General features: G+C 45.6%; 1 protein-coding gene. It reads left to right on the top strand.

Annotated features, from left to right (window positions below; translation table 11 throughout):
* Positions 1 to 8 precede the first annotated feature (8 nt).
* Positions 9 to 733, top strand: a 725-nt coding sequence (locus A3762_RS18515) for a homocysteine S-methyltransferase family protein (protein ID WP_369820700.1), incomplete at its 3' end; no start/stop codon positions are given.

Below are 733 nucleotides of genomic sequence, written 5' to 3'. Positions count from 1 at the left end.
TAAAGGCAATCGATGAACGCATCTTGATTCTCGATGGTGCGATGGGAACCATGATTCAACGCCTCGGATTCACCGAAGAAGATTATCGTGGTGAACGTTTCAAAAACTTTGATCAAGACGTAAAGGGCAATAACGACCTCTTATGCCTTACTCAAGCCGATGCCATTGCGAAGATTCATCGACAGTACTTGGACGCCGGCGCCGATATTATCGAAACCAACACCTTCAACTCCACCAAAGTGTCTCAAGCGGACTACAACATGGAAGAGTTAGTGTATGAGCTAAATTTTGAAGCCGCTCGCATCGCTCGTGAAGAAGCTGATAAGAAAACCGCTAAAGATCCATCTCGCCCGCGCTTTGTTGCCGGCGCTGTAGGCCCAACATCTCGAACTGCATCAATAAGCCCAGACGTGAACAATCCGGGCTACCGTAATGTCACATTCGAAGAACTTTATGACAATTACTATGAAGCAGTAAAAGCCTTATCTGAAGGCGGTTCAGACATCATCTTAATCGAAACTATTTTCGACACTTTGAATGCAAAAGCTGCGATTTACGCCACCGAACAATACTTTATTGACGCTGGTTTTAAACTGCCAATCATGATTTCCGGCACTATCACAGATGCCTCGGGCCGTACCTTGTCAGGTCAAACCGCAGAAGCATTCTTATATTCTGTTGATCACTGTAATCCATTAAGTGTTGGTTTTAACTGTGCGCTCGGTGCTGACGC

This window comes from Oleiphilus sp. HI0125, assembly GCF_001635355.1.
The sequence above is the reverse complement of the archived record's forward strand: the minus strand, read 5'-3'. Positions and strand labels throughout refer to the sequence as shown.